The following is a 26,073-nucleotide window of genomic DNA, read 5'->3' on the forward strand; positions in this document are numbered from 1 at the left end:
GAGCTGCACATGACCACGCCAGTACTGATCTGTGACGATTCATCTTTTGCCCGCAAGCAGATGGCTCGCTCTATTCCCGATGGATGGGATGTGGAGCTGTCATTTGCCGCTAACGGCAAGGAGGCTATTGAAGCAATTCGTGCTGGCAAAGCCGATGTCATGTTTCTTGACCTCAATATGCCGATAATGGATGGCTACGAAACCATGGAAATGATTCGTGAGCAGGATCTGCCTTGTCTGGTTATTGTGGTATCGGGTGATGTGCAAGAAGAAGCCCGGGAACGGATGATGGCGCTAGGGGCGATTGAGTTTATTCGTAAGCCCATGGATAACGCTAAGCTAATGGCACTGTTAACCCAGTATGGCTTGTATTCTGGCGAAGCGTCTGCTGCTGGGCGTATTGCCGCGGTAGAGAAGACAACGCGCAACACGGCTGACGAACAGCTCGATGCATACCGCGAACTGGTGAACGTGGCGATGGGCCGGGCAGGGGAAAACTTAGCCAGGTTATTGGGCGAGTTTATCGACTTACCCATTCCAAACGTTAATGTTATTGAAGCCACCGAGCTACACATGGCAATCGCTGAAGCCCACCAAAACGATCGTGTATCGGCCGTATCAAAAGGCTTCACCAGCGCAGGCATTAAAGGTGAAGCACTGGTCATATTCAGCGATACTAAAATGGAAAACATTGTTAAGCTGCTAAACTACGGTGAGCACGCCAGCAATGAGGATTATCAGCTTGAAGCATTGATGGACGTGTCTAACATCCTCACCGGCGCATGCCTGAACGCCTTGTCTGATCAGCTAAATGTTTCTTTCAGTCATAGCCATCCTATTCTTCTGGGTCAGCATAGCGGCGTAACGACAATTTTGAATAGTAACGCCAGCCGATGGGGCAAGCTCATGGCCATTGAAATAGCGTATGCCATTAAGACCCGCGATATCAGTTTCGACTTGTTGCTGTTGTTCCCGGAACAATCCATGAATAAGATTTATACCCGCCTGGTGGAAGAGGAATTTGTAGCATGATCAATGACGAAATAATGCAAATGCATTGGCAACATGATCTGCTCAGTTCTATCGAAGTTGGCATTGTGGTGATGGACAAGCACTTCAATGTTGAAGTGTGGAATCAGTTTATGGAAAACCACGCAGATCTTCGCCCTAGTGAGGTCATTGGTAAATCGCTGTTTTCTTTGTTTCCCGAAATCGAAGAAAGCTGGCTGCGAGGTAAAGCCGAGCCCGTATTTAATCTGCGCACGCCGGTTTTTATCATTTGGGAGCAGCGGCCCTATCTATTTCAGTTTGGCACTAATCGACCCATCACGTCTGATGCTACCTATATGTTTCAGAACGTCACCATGTTTCCGCTCTCGTCGCCCACTGGAGAAATCAATAAGCTTTGTATGTTGGTTTATGATGTAACCGACCAGGCACTGGGCAAGTTACGCGTTGAAAGGCTGAACGACGAATTGCAGCAAATGAGTTGTGTTGACGGGCTCACTGGCTTATATAACCGTCGCTATTGGCAAGAGCGCTTTGACAGTCACTTCAAATTACAGCGTCGCAGAGACAATACCTCGACGGCCATGATGCTAGATATTGATCACTTTAAGAATATTAATGACACCTATGGTCACCAGGCTGGCGATGAGGTGATTAAAACCCTCGCGCGCGTGATTCAGAAAAGTGTGCGGGAAACTGATCTCGCAGGGCGTTATGGCGGTGAGGAGTTCGCCATTATACTGGTGGATTCGAATCAGCAAAATGCGGCAAAAGTGGCAGATCGCATTCGCAGGCTGGCAGAAGCCATGATGGTCGAGCATGAAGGCCAGCAAATTAAATTTACCGTCAGTGTTGGCCTTAGTGAGTATCGCGCAGATGTAAAAAGCAATATGGCGTGGCTTGAACAGGCCGACCAGGCGTTATATTTGTCAAAGCACAGCGGCCGAAATTGTGTCAGCACCTGGGATATGGTGGGAGCCGATACTGCGCCTAATCCTGAACAAGCAAAAGCCTGAGCATACTTTTGAGTTCTTGGTAGGCAACTGGCTTAACCAGGTGATAACGTATGCCTGCAGCAAACGCTCTTTGTGCATCTGCCGGGTAGGCACTGGCGGTCACCGAAACCAGCTTCGACTGACACCCTCGCTCTTTCAATAGCGTTGCCACTTCGAAGCCTGAGATATCAGGCAAATGCAAATCTAGCAGAATGGCATCGTAATTTTTCTCTATCGCTTTATGCAGTGCCGTTTCACCATCGGCCGCGATGCTTACCTCGTACCCCATGTTTTCCAGCATATCGCACAAGATCTCTGCATTAATGGGCTCATCTTCAACAACTAGCACTGAGAAGTCAGCAGAGGGCGGGGCATGGAACGACTTATTAGAAGCGAGCGCTTTGATCGCATCGGTAAAACGATTTTTGTCGATGGGCTTCACAAATACCTGCCAGGCCGTGGCATCAGAATTGGCGATCACATTCGCGATGTGCGGAGAGGCCGATACCATCATTACCGGAGGCATATTCTTGCCCCAAATGGCTTGTAGGTATGTAATAAGTTCTACACCATTTATACCCGGCATGTAATAGTCTGTAATGATGCCGCTGTAGCTTTTCACCTTCTCCTGATTTGCCAATAAATCGGCGCCAGATTTGTAGGTATCAACGGCAAACCCTTCTGCTTCAATCATGCTTTGTATGTAGATGCGGGTTATTTCCTGATCATCCACCACCGCAAAACGATTGGAAAATTGTTCATTGGTGAGTGCTTCTGGTTGATGCTTGGCTGATTCTAAAGGCACCGTTAAAGTAAACTCAGAGCCGCTTTGCAATGCACTCGATACGGTTATACTTCCGCCCGCCTTCGCTAATAACTTTCTCGCTGTATAGAGGCCGGTACCTGCTCCGCTAAAGGAATAGGAAGGATCATAGCTGGTAGTAAACCGTTCGAATATGCGTTCCAACTCGTCTTCATGAATCCCGATCCCGGTATCGACAACACGAATGATGATAACGCGAGCGCCGTCGACGATTGCCACCCGATTGTATACCGACACCATGCCGTGGGGCGTAAATTTAACGGCATTGTCTAAAACGCTTTTAAGCGCTTTAACTAACAGCTCAGGATAGCCATGAACGAGATAAGGTAGACTACTGTCGTTGACTATCTGGTGATTTAGATTTTTCTTCTGACAGTTGTACAAGAATTCACTGTAAGCATCGTCGAGTGCTCTTACAAGTATGAAGTCTTCCGCTTTCGCTGTGACAGAAGTATCGCCAGACAGGCTTTCCATCAGGTTACTGCTCAGAGATAAAAGTGTATAACAAGCATTTTCCGCTTTCTGTAGCAAGGCAGCCTGACGGTTCTTTGCATTGGGTAAGAGCTCCAGCGCACCAATGATAACGGCAATGGGCGATCTGAATTCTCGGCTCATTGCCTTAATAAACTCTTCAGTGGATGACACCATCCGGTTGGTTTGCTCTCGTTCGTTTAATATATCGTTGCGGGTTTCCTGAACCATGGCGAACTGATCAAGAACCAAATTCTTTAATGGCCTGAAAAGCATAAGAATAATTATTAAGGCAAGGCATGTTGTGATGAACCACACTACTAACAGCATTATCTGGTTAAATTTGATGTCTCTGGAAAGTTGCGTTTCAAATAGCTGAACGGCTCTGTCTAAATCTCTCAACATGGCGGTGGCCGCAGCGAGTGTTACGGGTTTTAGGTTTGAGCCGCGAGCAGCCGACGCACTTGCCAGATACAAAGCATTCTCACCGTATTGCAATGCTTTCTTGTCGAGAGCGCCCTCATCACTAAAGTATAGCTGCTCCAGTTCTTCTGATAATGGCGTAAAAACGCCTTCCAGCGACTGCCTGCCAACCAGTACTTCGTGGTTGCGAAGAAACTCAGATGTTCTGGAAATTAACTCATTTCTTAGTCGTTTTTGTTCAACTTCTTTGCTTTCATCGGTGAGTAGTGTTTGCAGAAAGGCAATGCGTTGAGACAACATGCGTTGATAACCGGCAATATTAATAATTTTCGGCTGAATTTGTGTTGAGTCAAGATATGACTGGGTCCAAACAAAATATCCGGTCATAAGCAGCGTGATTGCGCAAGCTGCCAGCATGTAGGTTCGGCGTATTTTCTCTTTTATTGAGTCTCTGGTCAGCATAAGTCGAAAAGCAAAGAGGAATTATAAAAGCTTAGCTCAGGGATAGAAAACTGCTAGGTCAGCGAACTAACCAGCCTGCTGCTCAGCGCGAATAATGTACTTTTTTATTCCACGTAAAAACAACAGGCTGGGAATCACCATTAAAGCGGTAATGATAAAGAATGTCGACCAGTCGCCATTAAGTTTATCCACCAGATACCCGCTTCCTGAGGCAAGCAGGTTTTTACCCGCCACGCTTAACGAGGCCATCAGCGCATACTGAGACGCCGAAAACGTGCGATTACACATAACCGATATGAAAGCGACCATTGCCACCGTACCCCAGGCGGCAGTAAAGCCGTCGACAATGATGGTGAGGGCAAACAACGTTTTATCAGGACCTACATGGGCCATTAGCGCGAACATCAGATTGCTCGAGGCCATCGCTATACCCGCAATCATTAGGCCGCGATAAATACCGTAGCGCATGGTCATCATGCCGCCCAGAATGGAAAACACAATCGTCACCCACCAGTTAAGCAACTTAGAGTAGCCGCCGATCTCACTCTTGCTGAAACCTAGCTCTATGTAAAACTGCAGGCTCATTCTGCCGAGGAAGGCTTCGCCAATTTTAAACAGAAAAATGAATAACAGCAGTGAAAGCGCCAGGCGGACACCATTTCGTTGAAAGAATTCGCGGAAAGGCTCAGCGATTGTGACAAATAGCCAGGCACCTATTTTTTGCAGGGCCGTTGGGGATGCGCCTTTAGCGCCAAGTACTTTTTCGTAATAGGCCGTTGCTTGTGAAAGTTGCGCTGTGCGATCAACAATCGGTTCTTTGGCAACGAAGGTAAATAACGTGATGCCAGACATGATAGCTGCCAATAGCAGGTAAATATCGTTCCATGCCCAACCTGTCCAGTCTGCGATGAAAAAGGGCAGTGCACCTAATCCACCATAACCTGTCCACCATCCGGCAGTAGCCATAGACGAGCCTGCCGCTAGCTTCTCCCGCTCATTATCCTCAATTATGTCGATTCTGTAGGCATCTATAGCGATGTCTTGCGTTGCTGAACACAGGGCAATAACGAGTCCGAACAAGGCAACATAAAACAGTGACGAGGTGGCGTGTAGTGTACTCATCAGTAAACAACTGCCAATGATACAAAGCTGCATAGCAAGAATCCAACCCCGGCGCTGACCAAGCAGCGGCACCTTCAAGCGATCTAAAAGTGGAGACCAAAGAAAATTAATGGCGTAAACCGCGAATATGCTACCAAACAAGCTGATATCGGTGCGCGACAGCCCTTCGTCCTTTAACCAAGCTGTCATGACTGAGCCTATCATTACCCACGGAAAACCACTGGCGATGCCAAATACAAAGATGCTGAAAAGACGTTTGTCCAGAAAGGACTGAAGAAAGTGCATGATGAAAAAGTCCGTCCGATGGGATAGGGGAGAGGACTATTTGATCACGGATACCAATGTAAAACAACCAAAGGCAGAAATTAGTTTACGGGCGAACACCTGCGCAATCTAGCGGGCAAATTCCTTTACCTTCGAGGAATGCTAAGCAACGATGTAACTCTTCAACTAGCAAAGGATCGGATTTGAGTTTTTCTTCCGTCCAAAAGTGTAGTTGATTGAGTGTGTGCCAGAACACGCGCTCTCGTTCTGTATAAGGCTGATCGAGATCGTAGTTCACTAGACTCCACTCTTCGAGCGTGTCCCAGAAGAAAATGTCTAACTCGGAATGCGGTATAATACTTTGCCAAAAGCCCCGAAGATAAAAGCATAGTTGGTTGGCTTTGGCGTCGACAAAAGACAACAACATAATATTTAGCCTGTTAACTGATTCGCCTGACAGTATAGTCAAAAAAAATTCCATTTTGTGTAAAATCTAGGCAAAAAGAAACAGGTTTATGAAAATAATCAGAAAAAAGTGGGTTGGAAATCGTTACCACCCCAGATGATTAACCCATCCGTAAATCTCTTTGCTTAGGGTACGGCTAAAAATAGTGTCGCTGGAATTGGTAGCTTGGAAGAGCGGAGTAGTAAGCGCTTTATTGCGATAATGCAGTTTTAGCGCCTGTGTCGCAGCCAGCTTTTGTTTGGCTGCGCTATTTGCTGTCCATTGGGTGTTGATGGGGAACTGTAAATCTAGGACCGGGAATTCTGTAGCAGCCAGCTGTGCTGGAATTGCGCCGTTTGCTTCAGATTGTGGCCAGTATGGACTGATCACAACCATGCCATCTGGGGGCGGTAAAATTTCCGCAGACGTTAATGCAATCAGTTGGGCGGCGCTCATGCCCTGACTGATCACGAGTCTAAAGCCTGGGATCGTCTCTATGTGCTGAAAAACTGCGTTTGCTAAAAGCGCGACTACCGAGCGGTTGCTGGCGGGATCGACCATGGCCTCTCTTGCTATTGCCCGTGGGTGCATACTTGTTGCCCCAGACGCCTCAATAATTGCAGGCGCGTTCTCATTGTTTTCACCCGGTTGAGAAGGTTCCATTGCCTGTGAAACCGATGCGCTTACGTCAACTCCCAGCGTTGCTGCTGGCACCACCAACGTGTGCCATCCCCGGTGATTCAATTTAACTGCGAGGGCGCGAGCGTTATTCAGGGTAAGTCCTTGATAGCCAGTATCTGTAAAAATGAGTGCCACGCCGCGACTTAATGACGTTGTTGGTTCACCACTGAAAACCGGCATATCTTCATCGCCAACCAATATGGTTTGATACTCGTCTGGCAGGTATTGATTCCGGATGTCGTCAGCTAACATCGCGCTCTGTAGAGGCAGTGCCAGTAAGCAGGACAAACAAATCAGAAAATGACGCACATTCACTCCGGGTAAAAAATTACTCACGCTCTAAGGCGTATCGGCCGGGGCTGGCGAAATCTAAAGTGTTTCTTATTGCTAAAATGAGAGAAGTAAAAATCTACTCTGATAGTGCAAGTGGTTCAGGCCGGTAGTCCATGAATGGAACATGGGCGGTAAATCGTTGCCATTGGCCAGAGGCTGGATGCTGCAAAATTAACGTTTCTGCATGCAGTTGCAAACGGGGAGCAAGGTCACGTGCTTCGTCGTGGGCGTAAAGTCTGTCACCCAGTATAGGATGCCCAATCGACAGCATGTGTACTCTGAGTTGATGAGAACGCCCCGTCACCGGTAACAGTTCCACCCAGGTTTCATTTTCCAATCGACGGATCACGCGGTAATACGTTAGTGAAGGCTTACCATTCTCATGATCGACTTTCTGCTTAGGACGGTTAGGCCAGTCAACAATCAGAGGTAAAGTCACTTCGCCCTCGTCTTCGGCAATAACACCGTCGACGCGGGCATAATATCGCTTCTTCGTGAGGCGGTCCTGAAACTGCCGGGAAATTTGGCGATGGGCTTCTTTGTTCAGCGCCATCACCATAATGCCAGACGTTGCCATATCTAATCGGTGCACCACCGTGGCGGTAGGTAACACCTTTTGTACCCGACTAATCAGCGCATCTTTGTGCGCGGGTTGAATACCCGTGACACTCAGCAAGCCGCTCTGTTTGTTGGCCACTACGATGTCGTTGTCGTAATGCACCAACGACAGATACGGCGTCATCGGTGGGTTATAGATAAACGGCTTTTTGCCTGGCGGCATACTCATGGGTTGTTTACCACTATACGCAGACCTTCCAGTTGCACCGTGGCCGACTGCAACGCTTTGGTGAGCGCATCACGTTGATGCTCGATAAACGCAATTTCGCTGTCGCGAACAGCCGGGTTTTGCGCTTGTAGATCTTTCAAACGCTGCGCCTCGCCAGTCAATGTGGATTGCATGCTTTCAATGGCATCGTGTTGGATCTGATTCGCTTTTTGCTGTGCCAGAGTGGTCGCTTTTTCAATATGCAGGGTAAGCTGTTGCTGTAGCGCCTGAATCAACTGTTGGGAGATCTTTCTGCCTGCTTTACGTGGATACCCAAAGTCCAGTTCTACCGGTTTGCCGTGGCCGTCAAGGCAAATCAAGAATGGCGTGGCAGGCATAAAGCGGCCTGGCTGCAATGTACGATCAGCATTGGCTTGCAATACAAACAGGGCTTCCAACCAGTAGGCGCCTTTGGGTAGTTCTCTGTCGGCAATAAAACCAACACTCGCTTTACCCATCACGTCGGTTAAGATCATATCAATGGCGTTATGCACCAATGGATGATCCCAACTCAAGAAGTGCACGTGTTCAAGGGTCGTAGCGACGTGGCGGTCATACGTGACTGTCATGCCTTCAGGGTCTAAACCTGGCAGGTGATTCACCATAGACTCCGATGGCGTGAGAATATAGCAGTCGTCGCCTTTGTCTTCCTGGTTTACACCTAGCGAGTTCAGCAGTCGGCCCATGAAGTAAGGCAGGATAGGATCGTCATCCAGTTCTTCAATATCTTCAATTAATCCTTCAACCCGGCCTTCACCAGAAGCGTTTAGTTCAAGCAAGCGGTCGCGGCCCGCATCGAGTTGAGCTTTGAGATCATCATTAAGGGTTTTACTGGCACTAACCAATGCATCAACTTGCGATTCATCTTCAGGGTCAAGACAAGCGCCAACCAGTTGAGCCTGCACTTCTGCAAATACGCCCGAACCTGTAGGGCAGGTGTGTGTGAACGCTTCCAGGCCATCGCGGTACCACTTCAACAGCACTTCCTGGGCGGTGCCTTCCAAATAGGGCACATGGATCTGAATATCTTTGGTTTGGCCGATACGGTCAAGACGACCAATACGTTGCTCCAGCAGATCCGGCGTTAGCGGCAAATCGAAAAGCACCAAGTGGTGAGCGAACTGGAAGTTACGGCCTTCACTACCGATTTCACTACACAGCAAAATTTGCGCACCTTCTTCCGGGTCGGAGAAATAGTGCGCCGCTTTATCACGCTCAACAATACTCATGCCTTCATGGAAAACACTGTGGCGAATACCGCTGCGTGAGCGAATCACTTCACCCAGCTGTTGGGCGGTTATTTTATCCGCACAGATCAGCAGCACTTTGGCAGGGCGTACCGTTGGCAGAAAATCCAGAAGCCAATCTACCCGCGGGTCTGCATCGAACCAACTGTTAACCAGGCTGCTTTGACGCTCTGGGTACAGGGCATCAAACAGTTCGCCACCACAAACAGCACTGTCGTACATTTCCGGTAGTGCCAACGGATAGCTGTTAAGCATACGCACCGGGAAGCCTTCGATACCGGCGCGGCGGTTACGGAACAAAATACGGCCGGTGCCGTGGGTATCAATCAGTTGGCTCAAAATGGCCTGTCGGGTGCTGGGCTCATCAACATCGCCATAACGGGCCAGAATATCCGGTGCTAATGCTGTTAGCTGAGATTTTGCGTCTGCGTTTAACGGCGCGTCGTCGAGCAGTGGCGCAACTGCATCGGCCAATTTGCTATATTCACTTTCTTCTTTGAGGAATTGCTCATAACTGTGGAAGCGGGCAGCGTCGAGCAGACGCAGGCGAGCAAAGTGACTTTCGTGTCCTAGTTGATCGGGTGTTGCGGTAAGCAACAATACGCCAGCCGTAATACCGGCCAGTGCTTCAATGCGTTGGTATTCTTCTGATGGCGAGTCGCTGGACCAGGCAAGGTGGTGGGCTTCGTCAACAACCAGTAAATCCCAGCCTGCATCCAGTGCCTGTTGATGGCGTTTCGGATTGTCGGTTAAGAAGCTAATACTACACAGCACCAGTTGATCGTTTTCAAACGGGTTACCGCCGGATTCATCCAGCGCATCACAGCGACTTTCATCATAAATAGCGAAAGCCAGGTTCACCCGGCGCAGCATTTCAACCAACCACTGATGCACTAGCGAATCTGGCACTACGATCAGCACTCGCTGTGCACGGCCGGTTTTTAACTGACGGTGAATCACCAGCGCCGCTTCGATAGTTTTACCCAGGCCAACCTCGTCGGCCAGAAGAACCCGCGGAGCGTGACGGTTACCCACTTCTGATGCAATGTGTAGCTGGTGAGGAATAAGCTCAATACGCGCACCCGCCAAACCTATGGTACTGGATTGCATATAAGCATGCTGATGCTCTAGCGCTTCTTTGCGCAGTTCAAACCACTTAGGCACATCAGTCTGCATGCTGAACAGACGTTGCTCAGGCTGATTCAGACGGATTTGATGATCCAGAAAGGTTTCTGCCAGCTTAGCGGTTTCTTTGGTGTCTTCCCGCAGGCCGTGATAAATCAGTACACCGTTGTTTTCTTCAACGCGCTGAATCTGCAGTTTCCAGCCTTCTTCGCTGGGCACCACATCGCCTTCTGTGAATGTCAGGCGGGTGAGGGGCGCGTTATCCTTCGTGTAGGTTCGACTTTCGCCGGATGCCGGAAACAGGATTTCCACGGCGCGAAAATCAACACTTAATACCGCGCCAAGACCTAATTCAGACTCGGTATTGCTTAACCAGCGTTGACCTACAGAAAACGTACTAACAGAACTCATAAACTCACCCTTAATTTTAGCGGCCGGTATTGTACTTAACGTACTGTGATGAATAAAGGCAATTGGACCTGTCAGTATAGAAGAATTCCAGGTTTCCGGAGTAGTTCAGGCTTCGATGGAAGTTTCACAAGCGACAGACTAGCTAACAAACTTGTAAAATTGTAGCGATTGGCTACAATTTAGATTGTTTTAGCCTGACTTGAATAAAAGTGTATGAGTAAGCATTCAACCCCTTTGCGTTTAAATGAATCATTAGTCAGCGATGCTAAAGTTATGTCGTCTGTTTATCACCGTTCCACCAACGAGCAGATCGAATACTGGGCGCATATTGGTCAGCTTGTCGAAACAACATTATCTGCATCAGACATTGCTCTGCTACTGGCTGAAAAAGCCGAAGTTACAGTTTCGGTATCAGGAAATCGTACAGCTACTGATGCGGTAGAGTATGAAAAGTCGGATGAGAAATTTGATCCACTGACATTAATGAACACAGTAGCCGAAGATTCACAATCGGGTAGGGTAGCCGCGGCGTTGAAGCAGCGTCAGCATGTTCTTTATGAGCCCGCCGGAGAACCCGGTATGCTCCGTGCGGTTTATCCGAATGGAGAAACTGAAGTCGGTATCTTCAAAAACGGAAAATTCAAAAAACGTAAGCGCGTGTTGTGACCAAAGAAATCATTATTCTGGCTGGTGGCAATGGCGCGGGTAAAAGTACCTTTTACGAACGTTACCTCAGCAAGAGGCAAATCCCGTTTCTTAATGCGGATATATATGCCGCGAAACACTGGCCAGACTCGCCCGAGGCACATAGTTACGAGGCAGCAAAAGCTATTGAGCAGGAACGATCATTGCACCTAAATCTGGGGCTGAGTTTCTGTTTCGAAACTGTGTTTTCCCATCCCTCTAAAATAGACTTCATTGCTAAGGCACGGGCCAGAGGATTTGATGTGCACCTTATCGTAATTCACATTGCCAGCGAACCCGAGGTCAATATGGCCAGGGTGGCGGACAGGAAACGTCGCGGCGGCCATGGTGTGCCTGATGATAAGGTGGCAGCGAGAATACCGCGAACGCTGGAGCATGTTCAGTCAGCACTGGATTTGTGTACGTCAGTGTCTTTCTATGACAATACCTTCATCGATGAGCCTTTTTGCCCTCAGGGCGTTTATAAGAATGGTTCTTTTCATCCTCATCCAGCCTGCCCTCAAACAAAAAGCTGGGTAAATAAGCTTCTGGAACGTTAACCCGTTCCTGTTTATTCAGCGTCTCTGAAACTGGCCGTAACATAATGCCGTGCTAAAAAAATCGCAAAAATAAGTGCTAAATCCTGAAAACTGGATTATGGTGGAATTGAAAGTCGACGCGACACGGAGTAGAGCGTCAGTTCGACAGCGACATCTTCTCCTGCGCGAGACTCTTGATTGCACGTCAGCAATTAGGCGGGCCGGTTATACTCTTGTCGGAGCGAAGGATGCCAAGAAAAAAATCTACAGAAACAAAGATCTACGTTTTAGATACTAACATTCTGCTACACGAACCCCTTGCATTTCTCTCATTCAAAGAAAACGACGTTGTCGTACCAATGACAGTTCTTGAAGAACTGGATTACATTAAAGATAGTAAAAAAGACGTTGCCCGCGATGCCCGGGTGTCTATCCGGTCAATGGAAGATTTGCTCCATGATGCAACGCCGGAAGATATGTTAGCCGGGGTGTCTATGGAAGGGCTGGGCGCGGGTGAGAATAAACCCACTGGTTCGTTATCCATATTTGCCGATCTGAACATGGTGGAATCTCAGCAGGTATTTACCAGCAACGAAAACGATAACCGCATCATTAATGTTGCCCTGCATTTACAGAAAACCTATGCGCCACAACAGGTGGTGCTGGTAACCAAAGATCTCAACATGCGTCTTAAAGCCAAAGGTGCCGGACTAGCCCATGTTGAGGATTACCGTACCGATCAGCTCATTACTGATATTAAGTACCTTTCTAAGGGCTTCCATAAATTTGAAGGTAACTTCTGGGAGAAAGTGAAATCTGTAGAGAGCCGCTCTGAAGGGCGAGATACGATTCACACCCTGCCGCGGAACATCATGGAAGATCCGTACATCAACGAATTCCTGCTGGATGATTCCAAGCATTTTGCCGGTATTATCGAAGGTATTACGTCCGACACGTTGGAAGTACTGGATCTCGGCTACGAGCGTTTGATGAGCCGTCATGCCTGGGGCATTACGCCCAAAAATATCGGTCAGGCCATGGCGCTGCATTCATTGCTCGACCCGCATATTGACCTGTGTATTCTTACCGGCCCGGCGGGTAGCGGTAAAACGCTGCTAGCTCTGGCAGCTGCGCTGGAAATGGTGGTCGAGAAGAACATGTACGATAAAATTATCGTTACCCGTTCAACACCGGAAATTGCAGAATCCATTGGCTTCCTGCCCGGCACTGAGGAAGAGAAAATGGCGCCGTGGCTGGCGGCAATTACCGACTCGCTGGAAGTGCTTCACAAGCATGACGAAAACGCCAAGAGTTCCATGAATTACATCATGGAAAAAGCCAACATTCAGTTTAAATCGGTGAACTTTATGCGTGGTCGCAGCATTCAGAACTCTATTGTTATTCTGGATGAATCGCAGAACTTAACGGCGGCACAGCTTAAAACGATTATCACCCGCTGCGGTGAAGGCACCAAGCTGATTTGTTCTGGTAACTTGGCGCAGATCGACAGTAATTATCTGTCAGCAGTCACGTCCGGTCTCACCTATCTGGTAGAGCGGTTTAAAAACTTCTCAGGAAGTTCCACCATCAATCTGGACGGCGTGGTGCGTTCAAGACTGGCGGAATTTGCTGAGCAGGAATTGTAGTTAAATTAGATGCCTGGTTGTACCTAGTTGCATCGGGCATCGTTCATTGAATCTCCTCGATCGTATACAACCCCTTCGCAATTTCTTTTGCGGACGACTCTGCTATCTCGCCAAATTTAAACTGCGCAGGGCCGGTGGGCTCTATCAACACATAGGTTTTGCCATCAGCTTTCAATGTTGCTTCGCCTTTCTTCGGCGTAAGCGCAATGCCTAACAGTGCATGTTCTGGTAACAACACCAGCACCATGGCCGTATCGGGAAGAAAAGCACGAGCAATCGAAGCAATTAACACTGATTTGCTGTCGCAGTCGCCGCGGTTTTCATTAAGTAGCTGAATGGGCGGCGCAAAGCCAGAACCGTTACTCTGCGCGCGGTTATCAAGCGCATCATATGGAATACTCTGCACCCAGCTCAGTAACAGATTAAAATATTTACGGGCGTCGGCCTGGTTGTCCACTTGTTCATAAAATGCCTGAGAGAGAGGAATGAGCGACTCTGTCATCTCTTTCATGTAACGCACATGGTCGGGCTTTATGGCTTCTTCATTAAAAAGCGGACGATAGCGAGTAAAATAGTGTTTATCGAGATAGTCGTCGTAGGCCTGTTCTTTGGCCTGGGCTAACTGCCCTTGAATGACTTTGAGTTTTTCTTCACTACGGGCTTTTACATTGGTAAGTACAGTGTCACCTTGCTGTCGAATTTTTACGTTGGCATCCCGAGGATCGAACTGACGGGCTACTTTCAACAGCTCTACAGTAACGTAGCGCATGGCTAATTCTGGCCGATAGTTTTTCTGCTCGGTAGGCGCTGTGCTTAATTTGCTCTTGTCTAGGGTGAAGACGATATGCCGGGAGGTTCCTTCGCTGTCTAACCACTTGTATTCAAAACGTTGCCCCTCATCCAAACGACTTTTTTTAAAGTTCAGTTGTTCTGCGACGGCAGCGTCAGCGAATAAAAAAAGCGCGAGACTCAGCAGGAAGCGTATATACATGTTTTAGGCCCGTTTCTTCAACAATAACAGTATGGAATAAAACGGGCGGTTAACAAAGCTAGTGTGTCGTAAACCAGTCTAACTGCTTGTGTAAAGACACCACGGTGCCAACAATAATGAGTGTTGGTGGCTTCATTTCTTCCAGTTGAGGGTGGGCAGTGATGTCGGCAAGCGTACCTGTGATCACCTTTTGTTCGTCCCGGGTGGCTTTCTCAATAAGCGCGATAGGGGTATGTGCGTTAAGCCCGTTATTGATTAATTTTTCGCAAATCACCGGCAGGCCAGTCAGGCCCATATAAAACACAATGGTTTGATTTTGATGCGCAAGGGCAGGCCAGTTTAAATCAATTGTACCGTCTTTCAGATGGCCCGTAGCGAAAGTCACAGACTGGGCGTGGTCACGGTGGGTAAGCGGAATACCAGCGTAAGTACTGGCACCACTAGCTGCTGTAATGCCTGGTACAACCTGGAATTCGATACCGTGCTCGATGAGTTCTTGAATTTCTTCACCACCACGGCCAAATATAAACGGATCACCGCCTTTTAAACGCACGACGCGATTGCCTTTTTTCGCTTCACGTACCATCAGTTCGTTAATTTCGTTTTGGGGAAGGGTATGATTACTCTTAGCCTTGCCGACATAGATTTTCTCGGCATCACGGCGTACTAATTCCAGAATGGCAGGGGAAACCAGGCGGTCGTATACCACCACATCGGCCTTTTGCATCAAACGTAATGCGCGGAATGTGAGTAAGTCTGGATCGCCAGGCCCTGCACCCACCAGGTAAACCTGGCCTTCAATTTTTTGTTCGGTTTGCGCTGCTGCCAGTGCTTCCAGAAACTTGGCGTCGGCTTTTTCATCTTGGCCTTTTTCAACCAGTTCAGCGATATCACCGTCTAGCACATCTTCCCAGAAATAGCGTCGTGCAGTCACACCCTTCAATGAGGTTTTTACCTTCTCACGGAATTTTTCGGAAAAAGCGCCTAAACGGGAAATATTCGCAGGAATCACGGATTCCAGCTTTTGACGCAAATAGCGTAACAACACCGGCGCAACACCGCCGCTGCTCATGGCTATCACAATAGGTGAGCGGTCGATGATTGATGGCGTAATGAACTGACAGAGTGGCGTGTTATCTACCACATTAACCAGAATGCCTTTTTCCCGGGCAATGTCATGCACATGCTGATTCACGTCAGGTTCGCTGGTGGCGACAAATACCATTTGCTGGTTAGAAAGGTCGCTGTCGGCGAATTCGCGTTCAACCAAGGTAACACGAGGATCATGCGCATAGGCTTTTACGGTATCGCACATCCACGGCGCGATAACGGTGACCTGAGTTTCTGATTTTAAAATCAGTTCAAGTTTGCGTGCAGCTACTTCACCAGCACCCACAATCAGGCAGTGCGTGTCTTTGGTATCTAAAAAGAGCGGGAAGTAACGCATGATATGAAAATCCTCAGAAATCAGACCTGAACGGTTCAGGTTATCGTGTCTGCTATTTTGACGTGGTTTTTATAAATTAAAAAATCTGTTTTGCGAATTTATATTTCTAAAAGGCATATAAAAAAGGCAAGCGTTACGCTTGCCTTTGATACTTAGTTTTTACGAGGTTGACGACGCTTCGGCGGCGTGTCTGACCATTCGCGCAATGATAAGCGCTGGCCAGCAACTCGGGTGTTCTGCAACAGTTCTTTGGTTTCACGTGGCATGCCTTCCGGCAGGTCTACCGTACTGAACTTGTCGTAGATTTCGATAGCACCAATGTTTTTACTGTTGATGTTACCTTCGTTAGCAATAGCACCAACGATATTACCCGGCTTGGCACCGTGAGTATGACCCACATCGATGCGGTAGCGCTGCATACCAGACTCTGGCTTGCTAGAGCCACGACGCTGACGACGATCACCACGGTCACCTCTGTCACGAGGACCACGGTCGCCTCTGTCACCGCGAGGACCGCGATCTTCACGAGACGGCTTGCTGTGCAGATCCGGACGATCTGACTCTTTCAGCAGCAGTGGTTCGTCGCCCTGAGCGAGCTTGATCAATGCAGCAATCAGCACTTCAGGAGACGCTTCGGTTTCCTGCTGTAGCGATTCTACGATTGGCATCAGTGATTCCAGAGAATCATCTTGCGTCGCTTCACCTACCGCTTGCTTGAACTTGCTCAGCCGGGTTTCATTCAATTCAGTGATTGAAGGAATTGGCATACGCTCGATAGGCTGACGTGTTGTTTTCTCAATAGAGAACAACAGACGCTTTTCGCGCTGAGAGATAAACAGAATGGCATCACCGTTACGTCCAGCACGACCGGTACGGCCGATACGGTGAACGTAAGATTCGGTATCGTAAGGAATGTCGAAGTTGACAACATGGCTTACGCGCTCAACGTCCAGACCACGAGCTACTACGTCGGTAGCAACCAGAATGTCGATGGTACCTTGCTTGAGTTTCTCAACCGTACGCTCACGGGCGTTCTGTGGAATATCACCGTTTAGCGGCTCAACGTCGTAACCACGGGCAGACAGTTTGTCTGACAGCTCAACGGTGGCTGTTTTCGTGCGCACAAAGATGATCATGCCATCGAAAGGCTCAACTTCCATAATACGGGTAAGCGCTTCAAGCTTGTGGTGCGGCGCAACCTGACAGTAACGCTGACGAATAGTACTCGCCGTGGATACTTTGGATTCAATTTTAACGTGCTTCGGATTTTTCAGATAACGCTGGGTAATCTTTTTGATTGGCCCAGGCATGGTGGCTGAGAACAGCGCTGTCTGCTTTTCTTCCGGAGAGTGACTTAAAATGGTTTCAACATCGTCGATAAAGCCCATGCGCAGCATTTCGTCAGCTTCGTCGAGAACCAGGAATTTAAGTTCACTTAAGTTTAATGTTTTACGATTAATGTGGTCGATAATACGGCCTGGCGTACCCACAACAACTTGAACGCCACGCTTAAGCTGACGAATTTGGTTATCGTAAGATTGACCACCGTATACAGGTAGCACCTTAATTTTCTTTGAAAAACTGGCATAAACCTGAAAAGCCTCAGCCACCTGAATGGCGAGTTCGCGGGTTGGAGCAAGTACCAGCAATTGCGGTAACTTCGCTTCCGGGTCGATATTTGCGAGCATTGGAAGTGCAAAGGCCGCAGTCTTACCAGTTCCTGTTTGTGCCTGACCTAACAGGTCATGCCCTTCAAGAAGTAGCGGAATACTTTCAGCTTGGATAGGGGATGGCTTTTCATAGCCAACTTTCTCCAGAGCCTGTAATATGCTTTCTGGTAAATTGAGGTCTTTAAATGTCAGCTCGACAGTATTGGTCATTAATGATCCTGAATGATAATGAATGAGGCGGGCGCGGCACACGCCGGCATGAATACCCGAGGTACCTCTGAATCATGTATCTTCTCTGAATCATGCATCTTGAGGCGGCGCGGGCGCGTTACTAAAGAGGTATTATATTCCAGATAGGCATGGAATACCAAACAAGAAAGTAAAGGTATAAAGGATGAATCACAATAAAACAGGAAAACGCATTTTAGTACCTCTGGCTGTGGCAGCTTGTTTGTCTGTTGGCCTGAGCGGATGCAGTAAGAAAACCACGGAAGAACACCTTGATGCAGCGCGACAATTTGTCGCTGCCAACGACCAAGACGCCGCACTGATCGAATTCAAAAACGCCATCAAAAAAGACCCTAAAGCGGCGCTGCCACGTTTTGAGCTGGGTAAATACTACTTACAAATTGGCGATTACGAGAGCGCAGAGAAAGAACTCAACCGCGCTTTGGACTTTGGCCAGTCTCCCTCTGAAGTGCTTCCTTATATTTCCGTTGCTTATCAGAAAACCGGCGCTGAAAATGCGCTGGCCGATGTGGATTATCGTGCCGAGGGCATGACAGCGGTAGAATCTGCCGAGGTTGGCTTTTATAAATTGCAGGCCTTGGCGCAGTTAGAGAAGAACGAAGAAGCACTGGCCATTATTGATGACTTGGAGACTTTAGATACCTCTTCGGTTTACCGAGGGCTGGCACTCGCCTACCGCGATATTATTAATCAGAATTTAAGTGCTGCCCTGGCGTCTTTTAAAGCCCTGCGAGAGCAGTCCCCTAATAATAAAGATGTGCTACAGCAACTAGGCAAATTAGCCTTAGCTGAAGGCGACAAAGCGTTAGCGACCGACGCTTTCGGTGATTACGTTAAAGATAACCCGCAAGACATTACCACTAAATTTGCTTACATCACTTTGCTGGTTGAAGCAGGAGATACGCAAACTGCGGGGCCGATGGTAGATGAGCTGCTGAAGGCTAATCCGCAACATCCTCTACTCAACCAGTATAAAGGTGTAATCGAAGCGAACGATGGCGATTATGAAGCCGCAGCCACCCATCTTCAGGTAGCGATGCAAAACGGCAACAACAATCCAGCTTTACGTTTGCTAGCAGGCTATGTTGCTTACCAGATGCAGGATTTTGTTACTGCGAATAACTATCTCACCGAAGTGGCACCCGATTTACCGCCCGATCATCCAGCGCTGAGCATGTTGGCTGACAGTTTGCTACAGGTCGGTGAAAGTGAAAGTGCTACTGAAATACTCAATCGTGTGGACGTTGAAGGGCCTGCTGGCGCGTCATTATTTTCTAAAGCTGGTTATCAGCTGCTTAAGCAAGGCAATGTTGTTGATGCAAAAGCCATGATCGAGAAGTCGTCAGAAATGAGTGAGACGGCGGATGATCTGGCCCGCCTCGGTGTTCTTCAGCTGTCGGTTAACGATATTGATGGTCTTGTGAATCTGGAATCTGCGGTACAAAAAGCGCCTGACAACAAAGTGACGCAACGTACCCTTATTACTGCTTATATCAGTACTAACAAGCTTGATAAAGCAAAAGCCGCAACTCAACAGTGGTTGGAAAATGAACCTGACGACTATGCACCTTATTTGTTTCTTGCAGAAATTGCTTTTAAGCAAGGTGACAAAGAAACTGCACAGGCGCAGATAGAAAAAGCCAAATCACTGGCCCCTGATTCTGCCGAAATCGAGTTGGTAGAGGCCCGCTTCCTCCTGGCCGAAGAGAAATTTGATGAGGCGGTGGTCGTACTTAATGAAATCCTGGCTGGCAACGCCGATGATGCAAAAGCACTGACCGTACTTTACACCGTGGCGACGCAAACGGACGCGGCAGACGAAGCGCAAGTGGCGCAACGGGTATACAGTGAAATAGGTAAGCATGCTGATAACTTAGATTTACGCATTCTAGCCGGCCGCATCGCGTTTTCTCAAAACAATTATGAGAAAGTCATTAGTCTGCTTTCTTCTGTTGAAGAAAATACCGCTACACCTCGCGTTTACTGGAACCTGAAAGGTCAGACATTGATTCGTCTGAATGACGTGGTTGGCGCAGTGGAACATTACGATGCGTGGTTAAAGCTTTATCCACAAGATAAAACCGCGGTGTTGGGTAAATTGTTGTTAGATGATTCTTTGCAGCAATTTAATCACGGACTCAGCCTGGCAAATGCGTTTTTGGCCAAACAGCCTGATAGCCAAATTCGTTTGTTAAAGGCCCACTTTTTGGCAATGACACGCCAGCCTAAACCGGCTAAAGCGATTTTGCAGGATATGCCAGACAATGTGCGAGCTATCCCGTTCGTTCGCGGCATCAGTGCGCGCATTGCGATGTTGGAAGGGCGTGGTGCTGAAGGTCTTGAAGATGCCCGTGCGGCTTACAATGAGAAACCTAATGCACCGAATACCATGTTGATGATGGCGGTATTGGAAGCATCTGGGAAAAATGATGAAGCGGCGGCATTCCTTGAGCAGCATTTACAAGCACATCCTCAAGACGTACGCACTGCGATGATGAAGGCTGAGAGGCAGATTGGTACAGATAAGGCCGCGGCCAAAGAAACCTACGAGAAAATCTTGCAACAAACGCCTGAGAATTTCGTGGTGTTGAATAACTTAGCTTATTTGTACTTCGAAGACGGCGAGATAGATAAAGCGCTGCCGCTGGCGCGTAAAGCTGTAGGTCTGCAGCCTAAAAACGCCGATTCGTTAGATACCCTTGCGCAAATTCTGTTGCAGCAAGATAAATACGAAGAGTCACTGTCGCTTTATGAAACAGTGGTGAACGATCAGCAGGTGTCGGATACCGTTTATCTTAACTATGTGCAGGTGTTGCTGGATATGGGGAGAAAAGAGGTGGCCCGACGTAAAATTCAAAATCAGGAATTTACTTCTGCAGACGGCAAAAAGCGGGCTGAACGTATGCGTGTACGCTACAGTTTGTAACGCTAGCCACCATATCTCGTCACCATAAATCACTAAGCCCGCTGTATTAGCGGGCTTTTGTTTATAAGCGTGTAGATAAAAAGGCGTATGGCTAGAAAGTTGTGAACCCCTACTTCTGCTTTATCTCATCTACCGTTTGTCTAAGCGATTTTAATTCAGCCATGACGTCTTCTAGTGTGGGTTCGTTATTCTCAGCAGCGGCTTCTCGTCTGGCCGCCGCATTTTCCTGTTCCATTACGCCTACCACAATACCAATAACCATATTCAGGAAGGCAAAGGCTGACAAGAAGATAAAGGTCAGATAGTAAATCCAGCTAAGCGAATACACCTCCATGGTTTCGTACATGACATCGGTCCAATCTTCGAACGTCATAATGCGGAATAAGGTAAGCATGGAGATGGTGATATCGCCCCACAAATCCTCATTGATTTGTGCAAATAAGGTGCTGCCAATGGCGCCGTAAATGTAGAAGATGATAAACATCAGTAACATAACATAACCCAGCTGAGGCAGGGCTTTTACCAATGAAACCAGCAAAATTCGCAGTTCCGGAATAATCGATATCATCCGCAGTACCCGGAAAACCCGGACAAGTCGGCCAATCAGCGCCAAATCCGTACTTTCCGCAGGAATGAGGCTTACAATAACAATAATGGTGTCGAACCAGTTCCAGAAGCTTTTGAAGAAATCCAGTTTGCGGCGCTCAGCCAGAAAACGAATGGTGATCTCAGTGAGGAAAAAAGCACTGATAAACCAGTCAAGGATAAGAGTGACAGAGGCAAATCCCCGCGGCATGTCGTAGGTTTTCGCACCTACAAGTAGCGCAGATACGATGATGACGGAGATAACAAATATTTCAAAAGTTTTGTTTGAACGAATGCGTTCAAACCGGTTTTGCAATTCAGAAGCTTTCATGTTTGTTGGCTAAATTACTACTAAGGTATAAAAATTAAGAATCAAGAGTGTTTCAAAAAAGCGGTGTGATTTCCTACAATGAACGCAGTAGTACACTGTTTGAGGAATGTATAATGGATGACTCTCTGGCACGCTTGCAAGGAAAATTAAAAGACACCAGTGAAAAACTGGAAAACTATAATCGCAGTAAAGAGCAAGCCGCCACACTGAAAAATGAATTGAGTGAGTTACTTAAATTGCTGGAAAGTCTTCCCGGCCGCCAGGGTGAGGCCGTTTAGGCTAAGAACGCTGTGAAACTCACACAAAAAAGCCGCTTATCGAAATGCTTCGTTAAGCGGCTTTTTTAATGCAATCCGTATCAGCCTTCAGATTGTTGTGGCTGCAAACCTTTATTAATGGTTTCAATGTCCATCGCGGTTAGCGTACCGGCAGCTTGTTTCAAGCTCACTACGGCCTGAATAAAGTCATAACGGGCGCCAGACAGGTTACGACGGGCATCAAACAAGTTCTGTGTGCTGTCGAGCACGTCAACAATAGTACGTGTACCCACATCAAACCCGGCTTCCGTTGCTTCCAATGCACTTTGTGCAGAAACAACCGCTTGCTCTAAAGCGCGGATAGTCGACATTGCCGCTTTCACATCGTTAAACGAGCTACGAATAGACTGCACAGTTTGGCGATAGGTTAGTTCTAAATCCTGACTAGCAGAGATGTAGTTAAACTTCGCTTGTTCTGTTTGACCAGATACACGCAGACCCTGGAATATAGGCACGTTCAACTGAACGCCAACGCTGTAGCTGTCCAGATACGGCGTGGTGTTGTCGACAACAGTTGTTGGCGTTGTTGTCACACTATGTGTTTTGTCTTTGCCGGCAGATGCAGTTAAGTCTAATGTCGGCAGGTGCCCTGCACGAGCAGAGGCAATGTCTTCTTTAGCAATATCCATCGCCAAACGATTCACCAGCATTGCCAGGTTTTTCTCTTCTGCGGTATCCAGCCACTCTTCTGGTGACGCCGGTTGCGGCATGGTGGCAGAGAATTTCTCGGTGTTCAGTTCAAACAGCTTGTCGTGATATTTACCTGAAATTACGCGCAGTGCTTCAAGAGCAAGTTCAACCGCGTTGCTGGCCTGAATTTCATCGGCCTCAGTTAAATCGTAATTTGCTTGTGCTTCATGCACGTCAGTAATGGCAGTCAGGCCTACTTCAAAACGCTGTTTGGTTTGCTCCAGCTGACGGCCAATGGCGCTTTTCTGGGATTTCACGAATTCCAGATTGTCTTTGGCACGCAAAACATCGAAGTATGCAGTGGTAACACGAACAATCAATTCCTGCATGGCTGACGCCAGTTGCGCATCGCTTTGCTCTGCCACTTTTTCAGCGCGGTCCAAACCAACCCAGTTCGCATGATCATACAGCGACATAGACAGATTCAACCCGAAGCTGGTGTTATCGCTGTCTGAATCGATAGAGATAATACCTTCACCTAAAAACTGCGCACGCTCAGATGATGACGTTGTATAACCAACGGTACCTGAAATCTGCGGCAGCAGGTTTGCACGGCTGATGGTGATGCCGGAAAACGCAGCGTCACGCTGTGCTTTCGCTTGGTTAACCACCGGATCGTTTGCCAATGCTTGTTGATAAACTTGTAAAAGGTCGTCTGCAAATGCCGTTGCTGGTACACCCGCGGTGATACCTAATCCAACCACCAACGAGATGAGTGTTCGTTTCATTAATGTGCCTTCCTGTAATTATTGACGGCCTACGTTTTCATAATGTAATGAAGTGTATGAAATCACTTCGTAAACCGGTAGTCTGTTCTGGTAACAGGGCATGTTTAACTGTAACAGAATATGTTACCACCACTTTCCGCTAATAAGCTAAAGTGTGGAATTTGCCAGACAACCTCAATATTGCCTGCCTGATTAAAATTAGTTCGGACAGTATAATATGTCTTTTACATGCGAGAGTGAATGTAAATGAACAAAAAAATCGAGACATTTAACTCAAACGATATACAGATTGAAGCAAAAACCCCACTTTATCAGGGGTTCTTCAAGATGGTGCGTTACGATTTCCGGCACCGACTTTTTGCCGGAGGCTGGAGTGATATCGTTAAACGAGAAATCTTTGAGCGCGGCCATGCGGTTGCAGTATTACCCTACGATCCTGTCACCAAAGAATTTGTGCTTATTGAGCAAATTCGCATAGGTGCGCTGGCGACCAGCGATAATCCCTGGCTAATTGAAGTGATTGCCGGAGTGATCGATGAGGGTGAGACCATCCACGACGTTTGCTGTCGAGAAGCTGAGGAAGAAGCTGGTATTACCTTGCAGAACGTGACCCGTGCGATGAGTTATCTGGCCAGCCCAGGCGGTACCACAGAGCGTATTCATATTTTTATGGCTACTACTGATTCCACCACGGCCAGCGGCATTCACGGCCTGGATCACGAAGGTGAAGATATTCGCGTACATCGTGTTGCTGAAGAAGATGCCCTTGAATGGCTGGAAAATGGCCGCATTGACAACGCAGCAACCATAATTGCGCTACAATGGTTCTTCATGCATAAACAAAAGCTATTGAAAGACTGGAGTCAGGTTTGAGTCAGACAACGCGAAAATACGTACCACATTTACCAAGCATGCAGGCATTGTGCGAGCTGAATTACAGCCGTCTAATGAAGCTGCTGCCGGATTGTGATACGGAAACGCTTGTTTATCAATTTACTATTGCCGACCGCTTCACCTACCAGATCCGCATTGATGAGTCTGCGAGATACACCTCTACACTCACCATCGAACAAAATAACGCGGGCGCCCCCGATTATATGAAACCGTCGATGTCGGTGCGTTTGTATCACGATGCGCGTATGGCGGAAGTGATCACCAGTCAAAATACCGGGGCCTTTGCGCCGTCTTACGAATACCCGAACAACAAAATGCGTCAGCGCAACGAAAAGCTGATGATTAATATCTTTCTCGCTGAGTGGCTACAATTCTGCATGAAGAATAAGCCGACTGTGTCAGCGCCGGTGTAATGCGCCTCGTTCAGATATCTGACTGCCATTTACTGGCGGATACACAGCTCGCCCTTTACGATGTGAACCCTTATGAAAGTCTAGAGCGGGTACTGTCGCTGATAGCGCAAAACCCGCCTCAAGCCCTCATCGCTACCGGCGATATCAGCGGTGATGACAGCCCTGAAAGCTATGGCCACTTTATTACACTGATGTCTCGCTACTTGCCTGCCTGTGACTGGCGGGTAATAGCAGGAAATCACGACAGCAATACCCAATTCCTGCCATCGTTTAGTGGTAATGTGCTAGAGGCGGGACGTAGCTGGACGTTAGGAGAGTGGCGTATCCACGGGCTCGATACCCGTTTCGTCGACGCCAGAGGCAAGGTGCAAAGCGAGGAGTTAGCTGCGGTGGGTAATGATATTGTTGCTCATCAGAAGGCCAGTCATTTACTGGCGCTACACCATAACCCAGTAATCACTAATAGTTGGATGGACAAGCATTTGCTGGAAAATGCCGATGCCCTGAAAGCCTGGCTGTCGAACTACCCGCAAATTGCCGGTATTATCCATGGCCACATTCATGCCGAAACTGAAACTACATTTGCGGGTGTGCCCGTAGTATCGGTGCCGTCTACCTGTTGGCAATGGGATTTAGCGCCCGAGTTTGCTGTTGACGGCGCGGCGCCAGGTTTCAGAGAAATTAGCTTGTCGCCCGACGGCAAATGGACATCAACAATCAGGAGAGTCGATCAGTGAGCCACGTGTTGTACCTGCATGGTTTTTTAAGTTCCCCAAAATCCGTCAAAGCGCAGCAAACACTGGCTTGGTGTACTGAACACCGCCCAGATATTACGCTGCACATTCCTCAGCTATCGAACTACCCGTCGGAAGTGGGCGAGCAATTAAAAGCGTATTTGAAGAAGCATCCACAGTTATTAGAAAATGGCTTACGGGCCATCGGTAGCTCCATGGGCGGTTACCTTTCAAGTTGGCTGGTAGAGCAGTTTGGCGGCAAAGCGGTATTGGTCAATCCGGCAGTGCGTCCTTATGAGTTGCTAATCGATTTTGTTGGTGAACACGTTAATCCGTATACCCGCGAGCCGTTTTCAATTGTAAAAGAAGACATGGCTGTGCTGAAAGCGCTGGAACATGAGCAACTGGCGCACCCGGAAAACTACATGGTGTTATTGCAAACCGGTGATGAAACACTCGATTACCGGCAGGCAAGAGCAAGATATGCGCGCAGTAGTCTGTTAATTGAACACGGTGGTGACCACAGCTTTGTGGACTACGACAAACATCTGCCCGCCATCTTTGAATTTCTCGACGGCCACTAAAACAGTGCG

General features: G+C 48.0%; 22 protein-coding genes. 11 read left to right on the forward strand and 11 right to left on the reverse strand.

Going from position 1 to position 26,073, the window contains the following annotated elements; all coding sequences use genetic code 11:
• Positions 1–9: 9 nt before the first annotated feature.
• Both ACXAGX_RS16560 and ACXAGX_RS16565 read left to right on the forward strand, forming a co-directional pair.
• On the forward strand, positions 10–1,032 hold the full coding sequence (locus ACXAGX_RS16560; RefSeq protein WP_474822664.1) for a response regulator: 1,023 nt from the start codon (positions 10–12) through the stop codon (positions 1,030–1,032).
• Positions 1,029–2,024: a GGDEF domain-containing protein gene (locus tag ACXAGX_RS16565; RefSeq protein ID WP_474839673.1), complete on the forward strand. Its 996-nt coding sequence runs from the start codon at positions 1,029–1,031 to the stop codon at positions 2,022–2,024. Before ACXAGX_RS16560 ends, ACXAGX_RS16565 begins: the two co-directional genes overlap by 4 nt.
• Here the strand turns inward: ACXAGX_RS16565 and ACXAGX_RS16570 are convergent.
• From ACXAGX_RS16570 to rapA, 6 genes are all read right to left on the reverse strand, one after another.
• Positions 1,999–4,137 (reverse strand): response regulator, encoded by a 2,139-nt coding sequence (locus tag ACXAGX_RS16570; RefSeq protein ID WP_474839675.1) that lies wholly within the window; start codon positions 4,135–4,137, stop codon positions 1,999–2,001. The genes ACXAGX_RS16565 and ACXAGX_RS16570 overlap by 26 nt on opposite strands.
• 111 nt (positions 4,138–4,248) lie before the next feature.
• Positions 4,249–5,589 carry an AmpG family muropeptide MFS transporter gene (locus ACXAGX_RS16575; protein WP_474822675.1) on the reverse strand — a complete coding sequence of 447 codons (1,341 nt, stop codon included), beginning with the start codon at positions 5,587–5,589 and terminating at the stop codon, positions 4,249–4,251.
• An 85-nt stretch (positions 5,590–5,674) separates the two neighbouring features.
• The gene (locus tag ACXAGX_RS16580) at positions 5,675–6,037 is read right to left on the reverse strand and encodes a hypothetical protein (protein ID WP_474822679.1); all 363 of its coding nucleotides are present in this window, start codon (positions 6,035–6,037) and stop codon (positions 5,675–5,677) included.
• 81 nt (positions 6,038–6,118) lie between these two features.
• Positions 6,119–7,003 carry a DUF3530 family protein gene (locus tag ACXAGX_RS16585; protein WP_474822684.1) on the reverse strand — a complete coding sequence of 295 codons (885 nt, stop codon included), beginning with the start codon at positions 7,001–7,003 and terminating at the stop codon, positions 6,119–6,121.
• A gap of 100 nt (positions 7,004–7,103) precedes the next feature.
• Positions 7,104–7,814 (reverse strand): pseudouridine synthase, encoded by a 711-nt coding sequence (locus ACXAGX_RS16590; RefSeq protein WP_474839677.1) that lies wholly within the window; start codon positions 7,812–7,814, stop codon positions 7,104–7,106.
• Positions 7,811–10,636, reverse strand: coding sequence for an RNA polymerase-associated protein RapA (gene rapA / locus ACXAGX_RS16595; RefSeq protein ID WP_474839679.1), 2,826 nt, complete (start codon positions 10,634–10,636; stop codon positions 7,811–7,813). Before rapA ends, ACXAGX_RS16590 begins: the two co-directional genes overlap by 4 nt.
• 213 nt (positions 10,637–10,849) lie before the next feature.
• On the opposite strand from rapA, the gene ACXAGX_RS16600 reads away from it, so the two are divergent.
• The 3 genes from ACXAGX_RS16600 to ACXAGX_RS16610 all read left to right on the forward strand — a co-directional run bounded on the left by ACXAGX_RS16600 (position 10,850) and on the right by ACXAGX_RS16610 (position 13,505).
• On the forward strand, positions 10,850–11,302 hold the full coding sequence (locus ACXAGX_RS16600; protein WP_474839681.1) for a TA system antitoxin ParD family protein: 453 nt from the start codon (positions 10,850–10,852) through the stop codon (positions 11,300–11,302).
• Positions 11,299–11,880, forward strand: coding sequence for an ATPase (locus ACXAGX_RS16605; RefSeq protein WP_474839683.1), 582 nt, complete (start codon positions 11,299–11,301; stop codon positions 11,878–11,880). Before ACXAGX_RS16600 ends, ACXAGX_RS16605 begins: the two co-directional genes overlap by 4 nt.
• Positions 11,881–12,107: 227 nt before the next feature.
• The gene (locus tag ACXAGX_RS16610) at positions 12,108–13,505 is read left to right on the forward strand and encodes a PhoH family protein (protein ID WP_474839685.1); all 1,398 of its coding nucleotides are present in this window, start codon (positions 12,108–12,110) and stop codon (positions 13,503–13,505) included.
• Positions 13,506–13,548: 43 nt separating this feature from the next.
• Here ACXAGX_RS16610 and ACXAGX_RS16615 read toward each other — a convergent pair whose 3' ends face one another.
• The 3 genes from ACXAGX_RS16615 to ACXAGX_RS16625 form a co-directional block, all read right to left on the reverse strand.
• On the reverse strand, positions 13,549–14,496 hold the full coding sequence (locus tag ACXAGX_RS16615; RefSeq protein ID WP_474839687.1) for a hypothetical protein: 948 nt from the start codon (positions 14,494–14,496) through the stop codon (positions 13,549–13,551).
• Positions 14,497–14,554: 58 nt separating this feature from the next.
• Positions 14,555–15,943 carry a siroheme synthase CysG gene (gene cysG, locus ACXAGX_RS16620; RefSeq protein ID WP_474839689.1) on the reverse strand — a complete coding sequence of 463 codons (1,389 nt, stop codon included), beginning with the start codon at positions 15,941–15,943 and terminating at the stop codon, positions 14,555–14,557.
• Between the two features lie 152 nt (positions 15,944–16,095).
• Positions 16,096–17,823, reverse strand: a complete 1,728-nt coding sequence (locus ACXAGX_RS16625) for a DEAD/DEAH box helicase (protein WP_474822713.1) — start codon at positions 17,821–17,823, stop codon at positions 16,096–16,098.
• A gap of 184 nt (positions 17,824–18,007) precedes the next feature.
• Here ACXAGX_RS16625 and prsT point away from each other — a divergent pair, with 184 nt between their 5' ends.
• The gene (gene prsT / locus ACXAGX_RS16630; RefSeq protein ID WP_474839691.1) at positions 18,008–20,788 is read left to right on the forward strand and encodes an XrtA/PEP-CTERM system TPR-repeat protein PrsT; all 2,781 of its coding nucleotides are present in this window, start codon (positions 18,008–18,010) and stop codon (positions 20,786–20,788) included.
• Positions 20,789–20,897: 109 nt separating this feature from the next.
• Here prsT and ACXAGX_RS16635 read toward each other — a convergent pair whose 3' ends face one another.
• Positions 20,898–21,704 carry an ion transporter gene (locus tag ACXAGX_RS16635; RefSeq protein WP_474822717.1) on the reverse strand — a complete coding sequence of 269 codons (807 nt, stop codon included), beginning with the start codon at positions 21,702–21,704 and terminating at the stop codon, positions 20,898–20,900.
• A gap of 113 nt (positions 21,705–21,817) precedes the next feature.
• Between ACXAGX_RS16635 and ACXAGX_RS16640 the strand changes: the two genes are divergently transcribed.
• Complete coding sequence (locus ACXAGX_RS16640; RefSeq protein ID WP_474822721.1) at positions 21,818–21,982, forward strand: hypothetical protein; 165 nt, start codon at positions 21,818–21,820, stop codon at positions 21,980–21,982.
• 80 nt (positions 21,983–22,062) lie between these two features.
• On the opposite strand, the gene tolC is transcribed toward ACXAGX_RS16640, so the two are convergent.
• Positions 22,063–23,439 (reverse strand): outer membrane channel protein TolC, encoded by a 1,377-nt coding sequence (gene tolC, locus ACXAGX_RS16645; RefSeq protein ID WP_474822723.1) that lies wholly within the window; start codon positions 23,437–23,439, stop codon positions 22,063–22,065.
• Positions 23,440–23,685: 246 nt separating this feature from the next.
• Here tolC and nudF point away from each other — a divergent pair, with 246 nt between their 5' ends.
• From nudF to ACXAGX_RS16665, 4 genes are read left to right on the forward strand one after another with little or no spacing between them, the layout of a single operon-like run.
• Complete coding sequence (nudF, locus tag ACXAGX_RS16650) at positions 23,686–24,312, forward strand: ADP-ribose diphosphatase (protein WP_474839693.1); 627 nt, start codon at positions 23,686–23,688, stop codon at positions 24,310–24,312.
• A gap of 38 nt (positions 24,313–24,350) precedes the next feature.
• The gene (locus ACXAGX_RS16655) at positions 24,351–24,746 is read left to right on the forward strand and encodes a DUF1249 domain-containing protein (RefSeq protein WP_070125514.1); all 396 of its coding nucleotides are present in this window, start codon (positions 24,351–24,353) and stop codon (positions 24,744–24,746) included.
• A complete protein-coding gene (locus tag ACXAGX_RS16660; RefSeq protein ID WP_474839695.1) occupies positions 24,746–25,483 on the forward strand; it encodes a metallophosphoesterase family protein in 738 nt (245 codons plus the stop codon). Before ACXAGX_RS16655 ends, ACXAGX_RS16660 begins: the two co-directional genes overlap by 1 nt.
• A complete protein-coding gene (locus tag ACXAGX_RS16665; protein WP_474839697.1) occupies positions 25,480–26,064 on the forward strand; it encodes a YqiA/YcfP family alpha/beta fold hydrolase in 585 nt (194 codons plus the stop codon). Before ACXAGX_RS16660 ends, ACXAGX_RS16665 begins: the two co-directional genes overlap by 4 nt.
• Positions 26,065–26,073: the final 9 nt, after the last annotated feature.

Source organism: Alteromonas sp. ABV4_515, assembly GCF_056160345.1.

Bases quoted from the DNA above. Each gene is read 5' to 3' on its own strand.
- ACXAGX_RS16640 (WP_474822721.1), top strand. From the start codon at position 21,818: ATGGATGACTCTCTGGCACGCTTGCAAGGAAAATTAAAAGACACCAGT.
- ACXAGX_RS16565 (WP_474839673.1), top strand. From the start codon at position 1,029: ATGATCAATGACGAAATAATGCAAATGCATTGGCAACATGATCTGCTC.
- ACXAGX_RS16615 (WP_474839687.1), bottom strand. From the start codon at position 14,496: ATGTATATACGCTTCCTGCTGAGTCTCGCGCTTTTTTTATTCGCTGAC.
- rapA (WP_474839679.1), bottom strand. From the start codon at position 10,636: ATGAGTTCTGTTAGTACGTTTTCTGTAGGTCAACGCTGGTTAAGCAAT.
- ACXAGX_RS16600 (WP_474839681.1), top strand. From the start codon at position 10,850: ATGAGTAAGCATTCAACCCCTTTGCGTTTAAATGAATCATTAGTCAGC.
- tolC (WP_474822723.1), bottom strand. From the start codon at position 23,439: ATGAAACGAACACTCATCTCGTTGGTGGTTGGATTAGGTATCACCGCG.
- ACXAGX_RS16610 (WP_474839685.1), top strand. From the start codon at position 12,108: ATGCCAAGAAAAAAATCTACAGAAACAAAGATCTACGTTTTAGATACT.
- ACXAGX_RS16625 (WP_474822713.1), bottom strand. From the start codon at position 17,823: ATGACCAATACTGTCGAGCTGACATTTAAAGACCTCAATTTACCAGAA.
- ACXAGX_RS16635 (WP_474822717.1), bottom strand. From the start codon at position 21,704: ATGAAAGCTTCTGAATTGCAAAACCGGTTTGAACGCATTCGTTCAAAC.
- cysG (WP_474839689.1), bottom strand. From the start codon at position 15,943: ATGCGTTACTTCCCGCTCTTTTTAGATACCAAAGACACGCACTGCCTG.
- ACXAGX_RS16560 (WP_474822664.1), top strand. From the start codon at position 10: ATGACCACGCCAGTACTGATCTGTGACGATTCATCTTTTGCCCGCAAG.
- ACXAGX_RS16660 (WP_474839695.1), top strand. From the start codon at position 24,746: ATGCGCCTCGTTCAGATATCTGACTGCCATTTACTGGCGGATACACAG.
- nudF (WP_474839693.1), top strand. From the start codon at position 23,686: ATGAACAAAAAAATCGAGACATTTAACTCAAACGATATACAGATTGAA.
- ACXAGX_RS16655 (WP_070125514.1), top strand. From the start codon at position 24,351: ATGCAGGCATTGTGCGAGCTGAATTACAGCCGTCTAATGAAGCTGCTG.
- prsT (WP_474839691.1), top strand. From the start codon at position 18,008: ATGAATCACAATAAAACAGGAAAACGCATTTTAGTACCTCTGGCTGTG.
- ACXAGX_RS16570 (WP_474839675.1), bottom strand. From the start codon at position 4,137: ATGCTGGCAGCTTGCGCAATCACGCTGCTTATGACCGGATATTTTGTT.
- ACXAGX_RS16590 (WP_474839677.1), bottom strand. From the start codon at position 7,814: ATGAGTATGCCGCCAGGCAAAAAGCCGTTTATCTATAACCCACCGATG.
- ACXAGX_RS16575 (WP_474822675.1), bottom strand. From the start codon at position 5,589: ATGCACTTTCTTCAGTCCTTTCTGGACAAACGTCTTTTCAGCATCTTT.